The sequence below is a fragment of the Plantactinospora mayteni genome (genome assembly GCF_016862935.1).
Classification (GTDB): domain Bacteria; phylum Actinomycetota; class Actinomycetes; order Mycobacteriales; family Micromonosporaceae; genus Plantactinospora; species Plantactinospora mayteni.
In genome coordinates this window covers 1-1,287 of record NZ_BONX01000110.1, presented here as the reverse complement: position 1 = coordinate 1,287, position 1,287 = coordinate 1, and the positions used below count along the sequence as shown (strand labels likewise).

Annotated in this window: 1 protein-coding gene; it reads right to left on the bottom strand. The window is 67.1% G+C overall.

Annotated features, from left to right (window positions below; translation table 11 throughout):
• Positions 1-1,149, bottom strand: a 1,149-nt coding sequence (locus tag Pma05_RS42095) for an RNA-guided endonuclease InsQ/TnpB family protein (RefSeq protein ID WP_203863139.1), incomplete at its 3' end; no start/stop codon positions are given.
• Positions 1,150-1,287: the final 138 nt, after the last annotated feature.

Genomic DNA, 1,287 nt, shown 5'->3' with positions numbered 1-1,287 from the left:
CCCTTGCTGTCTCACATCAGCTCCGCAGGCATCACCGGGATCTGTCCCGGCCACGGCTCGACCAGCCGCAAGGATGTTCTTGGCCGCGTTGACGTCCCGATCGTGTCGGGTGCGGCAGGCTGGGCACGTCCAAGCTCGGGTGGACAGGTCCAGCTTGGCGAGCAGATGTCCACACGTAGAGCAGGTCTTGCTGGACGGATACCAGCGGTCGACGACGACCAGGGTACGACCGGCTCGGTGCGTCTTGTATTCGAGTTGGCGGCGGAACTCTCCCCACCCGCAGTCGGAGATCGCCCGGGCCAAACGCCGGTTACGGACCAAGTTCCTGACGGCGAGGCCTTCAATGGCGATCAGGTCGGCGGACCGGACCAGCCTTGTGCTGGTCTTGTGGAGGAAGTCCTGTCGGGCGTCGCGGACCTTGCGGTGGGTGCGGGCGACCTTCGCCTTGGCCTTGCGCCGGTTCGCGGACCCTTTCCGGCAGCGGGCCAGTCGCCGCTGGTAGCGGGCCAGGTTACGGGCCTTGCGTTCCAGGTGCCGTGGGTTGGCGATCCGGTCGCCGTCGGAGGTGACGGCGAAGTCCTTTACGCCGAGGTCGACACCGACCGCGTGCCCGACCGGGTCGGCGGGGGCCGGGTCGGCGGTGTCGACGGCGAAGGTGGTGTACCAGCGGCCGTCGGTGTCGCGAGAGATCACCACCATCGTCGGATCCAGGGTGGCCAGGTCAATGTCGGGCCACGACCAGGCGACCTTGAGGTGCCCATCGGTCTTCGCGACGTACAGCTCGCCGCCCTTGATCCGGAATGCGGATCGGGTGTAGTGCGCCGACTGGCGTCCGTCGCGAGACTTGAAGCGAGGGTAGCGGGCACGGCCGGCGAAGAAGTTCGCGAACGCGGCGTGCTGGTGCCGCAGGGTCTGTTGCAGCGGCACAGAGGAGACCTCGGACAGAAACGCCAGTTCGATGGTCTTCTTCCAGCCCGTCAGTGCCGCGTCGGTCTGCCGGTACGAGGTGCGTTCGCCGCGCTGGTGGTAGGCGGTGTGTCGTTCGGCGAGGGTTCGATTCCAGACGAGACGTACGCAGCCGAAGGTGCGGTTGAGTGCCGCAGCCTGTTCGGGAGTCGGATAGGCCCGACACCTGAACGCCGTACGCATGTTCGAAAGCCTACGCGAGGCGGACCGTTGAGTAAGACGACAGTCCGCACGAGACCGCCCCGGCTTCGCCGGGCCGCTCCTGACGGATTCCGGATTCCTCCCCCGCCTGAAGACCGGGGCATCCGCCGGAGGTATCGG